Annotated in this window: 1 protein-coding gene, 1 tRNA gene and 3 rRNA genes; all 5 read left to right on the top strand. The window is 52.6% G+C overall.

The genetic code is table 11. The features are described 5' to 3' along the window. Positions 1-121: ribosomal RNA gene (locus tag C5O24_RS08685) — 16S ribosomal RNA — on the top strand; the annotation flags it as partial. A gap of 231 nt (positions 122-352) precedes the next feature. Beyond that, positions 353-426, top strand: a tRNA-Ile gene (locus C5O24_RS08690). A gap of 194 nt (positions 427-620) precedes the next feature. Beyond that, a 23S ribosomal RNA gene (locus C5O24_RS08695) occupies positions 621-3,523 on the top strand. A gap of 178 nt (positions 3,524-3,701) precedes the next feature. Further along, positions 3,702-3,810: ribosomal RNA gene (rrf, locus tag C5O24_RS08700) — 5S ribosomal RNA — on the top strand. Positions 3,811-4,703: 893 nt separating this feature from the next. Further along, the gene (locus tag C5O24_RS08705; protein WP_161553860.1) at positions 4,704-7,823 is read left to right on the top strand and encodes an InlB B-repeat-containing protein; all 3,120 of its coding nucleotides are present in this window, start codon (positions 4,704-4,706) and stop codon (positions 7,821-7,823) included. The last annotated feature ends 1,113 nt before the right edge of the window (positions 7,824-8,936 follow it).

Raw genomic sequence — 8,936 nt, forward strand, 5'->3', positions numbered from 1 at the left:
ATGGAAGCCGGGGGTGCCTGAAGTGCGTGACCGCAAGGAGCGCCCTAGGGTAAAACCGGTGACTGGGGCTAAGTCGTAACAAGGTAGCCGTACCGGAAGGTGCGGCTGGAACACCTCCTTTCTGGAGCGCATGTCCTGCCATGACCTCTTACGACGCCGTCAGGAAGCCTGAAAGCGCGAGTTTTCCGGATTCCGGCAGACAATCGGCGGTCGAACGACAGAGAGATGACTTCTGATGTCTTTCACGATATGCATGATGTCATCGACGGTTCTTCGGCGGATGTTTTTCCGCCGGCTGCTTCGGCTGTTGCTTTTTATAACGCATTATCCCCGGCATCGGGGGTTGAAGTGCAGTCCCTTAGCTCAGTTGGTTAGAGCGCTACACTGATAATGTAGAGGTCGGCAGTTCAACTCTGCCAGGGACTACAATTCCGGAGCCTTGACGCTTCGGGATAGTAAACAAAGAGAACATTGACATACTGGAAGCGATAGTCATTGATGACGCAAGTCAGAGATGGCAAGCAATTGACAATAGAAACGAGTGAAATCATCGGGCGTATGTGCTTTTATGAGCACGACGAACGACGGATATCTGACGTAGAGTCAAAAGGCGAAGTAAAAGGAAAGGAGAGAAGGGCACATGAAGGATGCCTTGGCTCTCGGAGGCGACGAAGGACGTGACAAGCTGCGATAAGCTGCGGTTGGAGGCAAATACTCATCAAGCCGCAGATCTCCGAATGGGGCAACCCGGCGCGCGAAGAGTGCGTCACCGGTCTGTGACCGGAGCGAACCCGGGGAACTGAAACATCTCAGTACCCGGAGGAAGAGAAAACAATAGTGATTGCGCAAGTAGTGGCGAGCGAACGCGCAATAGCCCAAACCGCCGGCGTGGCGACGCGTCTGGCGGGGTTGTAGGACCGCCGGTAAAGTGATGGAATACGGTTAGCCGAACACGCTGGAAAGCGTGGCCAAAGCGGGTGACAGCCCCTTAGGCGAAAACTGTGATTCCGGGCGAGGCGGCACCTGAGTAGCGCGGGACACGAGAAATCCTGTGTGAATCTGCGGGGCCCATCCCGTAAGGCTAAATACTACCGAGAGACCGATAGCGAACCAGTACCGTGAGGGAAAGGTGAAAAGAACCTCGAACAGAGGAGTGAAAAAGACCCTGAAATCATGTGCCTACAAGCGGTCGGAGCCACTACGTGTGGTGACGGCGTGCCTTTTGCATAATGAACCTACGAGTCACCCGCGCCGGCGAGGCTAAGGGCAGTGATGCCCGGAGCCGAAGCGAAAGCGAGTCGGAACACGGCGCCGTTAGTCGGCGCGGGTGGACGCGAAACCAAGTGATCTACCCTTGGGCAGGCTGAAGACGGGGTAACACCCGTTGGAGGGCCGAACCGGTAAGCGTTGAAAAGCTTTCGGATGACCTGAGGGTAGGAGTGAAAGGCCAATCAAACTTGGAGATAGCTCGTACTCCCCGAAATGCATTTAGGTGCAGCCTCGGGTGTTATACCGCGGAGGTAGAGCGACTGATAGGATGCGAGGGCTTCACCGCCTATCAAGTCCTGACAAACTCCGAATGCCGCGGCATGAATCCCGGGAGTGAGGGCGCGGGTGCTAAGGTCCGCGTCCGAGAGAGGAACAACTCAGACCATCGGCTAAGGCCCCCAAATGCGGGCTAAGTTGAAGACCATAACGAGGTGGGATTGCAAGGACAGCTAGGATGTTGGCTTGGAAGCAGCCATTCATTTAAAGAGTGCGTAACAGCTCACTAGTCGAGTGATCCCGCATGGATAATACGCGGGCATAAGCCGGCTGCCGAAGCCATGGAACGGTGGGCTGGACCCACAGTTGGTAGGGGAGCATTCCGTAGCCCTGTGAAGGTGTGGCGCGAGCCATGCTGGAGGGATCGGAAAAGCAAATGTAGGTATAAGTAACGATAAGGAGGGCGCGAAACCCTCCCGCCGAAAGACCAAGGGTTCCTGATCAACGCTAATCGGATCAGGGTAAGTCGGGGCCTAAGGAGCAGCCGCAAGGCGGATCCGATGGACAAACGGTAAAAATTCCGTTACCCCTGTTGCGAGCGATGTGGTGACGGAGGAGTGGAAATCCCGCGCACTGACGGAATAGTGCGTTAAACCGTGTAGCTTTATGTTCTCCAGGCAAATCCGGAGGACTTGTGAATCGGGACAGTACCGCGAGCCCCCGGGCGAGCGGAGAGCGGATGGAAACATACTCCCAAGAAAACCCGCTAAGCATATCGTAACAGGGCCCGTACCGCAAACCGACACAGGTGGTCGGGTAGAAGATACCGAGGCGCTCGAGTGATTCACGGTTAAGGAACTAGGCAAATTGACCCCGTAACTTCGGGATAAGGGGTCCCTCCTGTATGGGAGGGCGCAGAGAATAGGTCCAGGCAACTGTTTAACAAAAACACAGGGCTGTGCGAAGTTTAATGATGAAGCATACAGCCTGACACCTGCCCGGTGCCGGAAGGTTAAGAGGAGAGGTCATCGCAAGAGAAGCCTTGAATTGAAGCCCCGGTAAACGGCGGCCGTAACTATAACGGTCCTAAGGTAGCGAAATTCCTTGTCGGGTAAGTTCCGACCTGCACGAATGGTGTAATGATCTGGACACTGTCTCAACCGTGAGCTCGGTGAAATTGTAGTATCGGTGAAGATGCCGATTACCCGCAACGGGACGGAAAGACCCCGTGAACCTTTACTGCAGCTTAGCATTGGGACCGGGTGCGCGATGTGTAGGATAGTCAGGAGGCTGTGAGACGGTGACGCCAGTCATCGTGGAGCCGTTGTTGAAATACTGACCTTTGCGCATTTGGTTTCTAACTCGCGATGCGAGGACATTGCTTGGTGGGTAGTTTGACTGGGGTGGTCGCCTCCAAAAGCGTAACGGAGGCTTCTAAAGGTGCGCTCAGGCCGATTGGTAACCGGCCGCAGAGTGTAATGGCACAAGCGCGCTTGACTGGGAGACCGACAAGTCGATCAGGTAGGAAACTAGAGCATAGTGATCCGGTGGTTCCGTATGGAAGGGCCATCGCTCAAAGGATAAAAGGTACTCCGGGGATAACAGGCTGATCCCTCCCAAGAGCTCATATCGACGGAGTGGTTTGGCACCTCGATGTCGGCTCGTCACATCCCGGGGCTGGAGAAGGTCCCAAGGGTTAGGCTGTTCGCCTATTAAAGTGGCACGCGAGCTGGGTTCAGAACGTCGTGAGACAGTTCGGTCCCTATCTGTTGTGGGCGCAGGAAATTTGCGAGGACCCGACACTAGTACGAGAGGACCGTGTTGGACAGACCTCCGGTGTGCCGGTTGTTCCGCCAGGAGCACCGCCGGGTAGCCGCGTCTGGCAAGGATAAGTGCTGAAAGCATCTAAGCACGAAGCCCCCCTCAAGATAAGATTTCCACACAAGGGTCGTCAGAGACGATGACGTCGATAGGTCGCAGGTGCAGGGACGGTGACGTCCACAGCCGAGCGATACTAATCACCCGAACCCTTTCCGCAGCCTCCGTCGCTCTTCTAGTGAGAGTGGCGGAGGAGAAAGAAACAAATCCGCAGCTGCCTCAGACCCGGCCTGAAGCTCTCCGCCTTGAGCGCAGGCGCTATAAAGGTCACAGCAGCGAATACCGGATGACTCACTCCCTTTTCGGAGTCAGTTGCGATCGCTTCCAGTTAACGATATTCAGGTGGTGTTAGCGTGAGGGTTCCACCTCTTCCCATTCCGAACAGAGAAGTTAAACCTCACTACGCCGATGATACTGCGAAAGCGGGAAAGTAGGTAACCGCCCCCTTTTTGACAAGCTGCCTCCATGGTCACTGCGACCATGGAGGCAGCTTTGTTTTTTATCATAGGATCGTATTGACCGGTGCAATCGGAAAGCCGGACGGGATCGGAGGTGATCGGAGCAGTCGGGAGGAGGAAAAATTGAGGAGATTTGATGGAATATGTTGTAGAACATAGTGTATGGGAAGGGATTGTAGTCGTTTTTTTTATACATTTGTCAAACGTGTTGCTCGGCAGTCATCACGGTGATTGTGCGAGGTAAATGCATGATTGATATAGTAATATAACACCTTAAATCAGATGAAGAACAATTTAATGCGTAGCATTATGGCTGTTGTGGCAGCGATCGTGTGGAGCGTGGTGGCAGTGGCGCAGACTAAGGATTCGCCTCTGAGTGTTGGCTTGTTAAGCGAGATCAGAGATCTTAGTTCAGGTACGGTGGTGAAAATTGACAGGCTTTACAGAGTCGGTAAGTTTTATGATAATTTGTATGTTACAGATGGCAAGGATGATTTTTGTGTAAGGCTTAGTGTTGTGTCGTCTTTGCAAAAAGAAGGTTATAAGAGCTTTTTTGACGGTGTTACCAATGAGTTAACCAATTTGGTATGTGAAGTTCAGCATGCGTCGGATATTCCTTACTTAAAATGTACATCGACTTGTGGAAGTATTTTTTCCGGACGCGCATTGTCGGATGCTGAACGTTTCTATATGATTCCGGAGGAGGTGGAGGCTTCAAAGGTCAGTCTGGAGTATGCAAACAGGCTGATAAGATTCAAGGGGACGATTAAGAGTATACAGTCACAAAAAGCAGTAATTAAGGAATCTGGTAAAGTTACAATCTTTGGAGCTACGTCATGCATAGAAAACTACAGCTATCTGTTTGTCGGTATGTTGGAAAGTATGGGTTCAGACATATATGCATATATAGACAAGGATTCAGAGGTGAAGTCCGCACCGATAAGTTGGTCGGTAGATGGATATGTCAATATTGATGGCGCGGGGAGTGTGAAGGTAGAGGGTGATGAAGGGGAGAGTGTGGTGTCGGATGGTGATGTGGTGAAGCTGACTGCAACGCCGGCAGAAGGATATGAGTTTGTCAGATGGACTCTCAACGGGAAAGAGGTGTCGACCGAAGAGCAGTATACTACTGATCCGGTGCTATGCGACATAGGATATGTGGCGGTATTTGCCAAAGAGAATGTAGCTGTCATGGAGTGTGATGTGACGGTGTCGTCAAGTGATGCCGAGATGGGTGAAGTGAACGTATCCTCTGGCAGAGTCGTGGTCGGCACATCGGTTACGGTCAGGGCTGTAGCGCGTCAGGGAGCGCGTTTTGAAGGCTGGTATGATGGTGAGAAGAAGATGTCGGGTGAGGCCGATTATACTTTTGCGGTGGAGTCGTCGACATCATTGACCGCACGGTTTGTAAAGATCTGGACAGTGACATACGAGAAGCCTTCGCATGGTGAGATAGAAGTGGTGTGTGATGGGCAGACAGTCGTTTCGGGTGGCACGGTAGATGATGGAAAGTATGTGACGGTGACTGTTCGTCCGGCTTCGAACTATGTGGTGCAGTCGATTATGGTAGATGGCATGGCTATGACTGCCGATAGTAGCGCCTCGTTTGCAGTAGAGAGTGATATTTCGGTCAGTGCTGATATCTGTGAAGCAGTGCTGCCGCAGGAGAGTCTGGCGGGGCTGCTTGACGGCTCTGCGGCTGTCAATTCACTTGTCAGTATAGGCATGCCTCTGACGGTAGTGGCTGTGGTAGGCAATAGTCGAGATGCGGTGGTGACCGATGGCGATCGACTGTTGCTGTTGTCAAATCATCCGGCTTATACAGGTGACTGGAAGCCGGAGGAGGGTGCTGTCTTGTCGGATGTGACAGGACGTTATGAGGTGAGTTCTACCGCCGTTTCGCCTAAGATAGTGCTTATGGGAGCTCCGGTGACAGTATCGGGGTCAAAGCGTGAAGCTCCGGTGTCGGATGTGGCATTTGCCGATTTGTATGCCGACCGCAAGTCGTCAAATAACCGTATGCTGCGGCTGCGAGGTGTCAATGTCTACCTGGGAATGGTCAATCCGGTGTGTCGCAATATCGGACAGTATCCCGACGACGAGCAGCTGATCAGACTTTCGCAGGAAAACAACTCGCTTGAGATCACAACTGAGATGAAGAGGGATGCAAATTGGACGCGGCCGATGGATCTGACAGGTTTTGTCCATGAGGTGGCGGGTGAGCTTGGCTTTCATGTGCTGACGATGCAGCCGGCCACAGATATGCCGGATGACAACCGTGTGCTTGTGAATCTGACAGCAAGTCCGACGTCGGGCGGAAAAGTATGGATAGCGGATGATGAAACGGCTGTGCAGCGTAGCTGTGAGGTCGGAGATCGGATGATGATAAATGCTGTTGCTGCAGATGGTTATGTGTTTGAGGGGTGGAATGCCGGTGGGATATCGGTGGGGGCTGAAGCCTCAATGGAGTATCAGGTGTGGGGCAATACGACACTTACGGCCGTGTTCAGTGTCGCCGGTATTGATCCTGTGCCTCCGGTTGATCCTGATGATCCGCAGAAAGAGCGTCATAAGCTGACATTGCGCAACGGCGGCAACGGTTCGATGACGGTGACAACAGCCGATGGCATGGAGGTAGCCGACGGAGAGATGGTGGAGGAGGGCACACGACTAACTGTGACGTTAACGGCTGACAGGATGTATCTGCCGTCACAGCTAAAAGTCAACGGCGTGCCGGTTGGACAGGAACCGGACGGCACCTACTGTGTGACTGTAACGGGGCCGACAGAACTGCTGAGCGTCTTTGTGTCTGATGCCGCGGGTGTGTATCATTTGCGTGTGGCCTCCCGCAGTCCGGAGGGCTGCAGCGGCGGCAAGGTATGGATAGACAGCGACGGCGTGACTGCTGTAGAGGCACGCTATGGCGAGTCGCACGCGTTCTATGCCGATGCGTCAGCCGGATTTACCTTCGTGGGGTGGATATACGAGGGAGGTACTTCAGGCCCTGGGGATGGCAGCCGTTTTGAATGGCCCGGCCAGGGGGATCTGTCGCTTGTCGCGGTGTTTGATCACGCAATCAAGGCCGAGCGCACAGTGAGTGTGCGTTCGGCTGATCCGACAAAGGGTAGGGCGGAGATCGTAGGTGAGTCTGTCGGTGTCCAGTCGGTCACGAGCAGGGCAGTGGTGCGTATAAGAGCCGTTGCAGCATCGGAGTATGACCGCTTTGTCGAGTGGACTGTCAACGGCGAGGTATGGAATGAGCCGGAGATAGAACTGTCGGGCGATGCGGATATGGAGTGTGTGGCTTATTTTGCTTCGGATTATCCGGTGGTGTTTGGTTCTATAGGGCAGGGGACGATGACATGCACCATGTCGGACATTTCGTTTGAATCGGGGACTGTGGTTGCCGACGGTGCGAAGATTGGCGTAGTGCTGTCGTCGGCAGACCATCATCATATTGAATCCTTAACGGTCAACGGTCAGGAGATGCTGAGCCGCTATCTTGATGACCCCTCGGGATTCGTCCTTTCGGTGCGAAGCCCGACCGATATAGCGGCGGTGTTTGCCATCGACCGTCACCGTCTGCTGATCGGGCGTCATCTTCACGGGAATCTCACGGTGTATCGGTCGGTGGGTGCCGATGGCCTCGGCACCGGCGATCCGGTGGCATCAGAGATATATCACGACTTTGGCTCGACGCTGTATGTATTTGCATCGGCGGCTGAAGGTTATCGGCTGAAGGAGATAACTGTCGACGGGCGGACGCTGGATATGTCGGCAGGCTACGGAACGATCGTAGTCACGGGTGATATGGCGCTCGGTTGTGAGTTCGAGCAGATACCGACGTCGCTTACAGTCGTAGCCGGCGATGAGACCGGAGGCGGCGACGGAGAATGGTTTGATCTCAATGGCCGTCGTGTCGGACGCAGTGCTTTAAGACCAGGCAGCGTGTATATTTACCGCAGCCGCGACGGAGCGGTGAGCAAGATTGTGGCGCGTTGACAGGTGTGTAATGTGTCGAAAACGAGTGTGTTGTAGTCCACTGGACTTTCCGGCATCGTTTTCGCTATCGGAATAAAAACATGGCCATGTGTCAGATTGTGGTGCCTGACACATGGCCATCGTCTTTATGTTGATTGTTGATTAATTCAGCAGAGATCTGTGGTTTCAGTCGGGTGGACGGTGCGCACGATGTGTTTTATGGCGCGACGTACCGTGCTCCATTCAGTTGGTGAAATAGCCGGTTGAACTCTACGGTTGAACTAAAGTACAGCTATGGACGGCAGATTTTCGATGGTCGGTTTCTCAGTGTAAAAGCCATCGTGTGATAATCCTTATGATCAAACAGATTCATGTATAGAGCCGCTGAAGCAGTATGCTTGCCATTATACGGGACTGTCGTTTTTTACCGAGTGCTTCCGCAGCACGTCAGGCTGACGCATTCGGGTATGATTGTAGTCCACGCAGTGGATCTTACTGACTTCTTCAACTGGAGTCGGTCCCGCTTTTTCCGTTATATCGTAGATCTTGACAGCTGATGACAATCTGTATGAGTCGCGAGTCTGTAAGACATAATATTTAACAGGGTATAGGGACTAAACTGAGATTGCTTTAATCTGCGATCTGATGGAGTTTGCAATACCTCTAAACTTCAGATCGGTGTATGATCTTTTTGTCGGACGTATGTTGTTCATATTGCATGCGAGTTGGATGGCATTTCGGTGAACGCAGAGATGTCAGATAGATTGTGGATACTTCAAATAGAGAGCAGAGAGCTCAAATAAAGCGCGTAGATTTCAAATAGAGTGAGCCATGCAAGTTTCTTATTTCAGACTGTGATGTTAAAACATATCAGCGGGTGTTTCGTAATGGCGTGATTTATTGTGGGTTGTTGGTGTGTTTATGCGTATTATGGATGCTTTTGTTTATGATTTTATGGAGTGTCGGTAAAAAAACATGATATGTTGCATCAGAAAAATTTGCACAGTTCGAAAAAAAAATCTAACTTTGCAACGCAAAACCCCAGAGGGGGTGTAAAAGTAATAAATTATTGCCCAGGTGGCGGAATGGTAGACGCGCTCGTTTCAGGTGCGAGTGCTGCGAGGCGTGCAGGTT

Origin of the sequence: Paramuribaculum intestinale (assembly GCF_003024925.1) — a bacterium.
GTDB lineage: Bacteria > Bacteroidota > Bacteroidia > Bacteroidales > Muribaculaceae > Paramuribaculum > Paramuribaculum intestinale.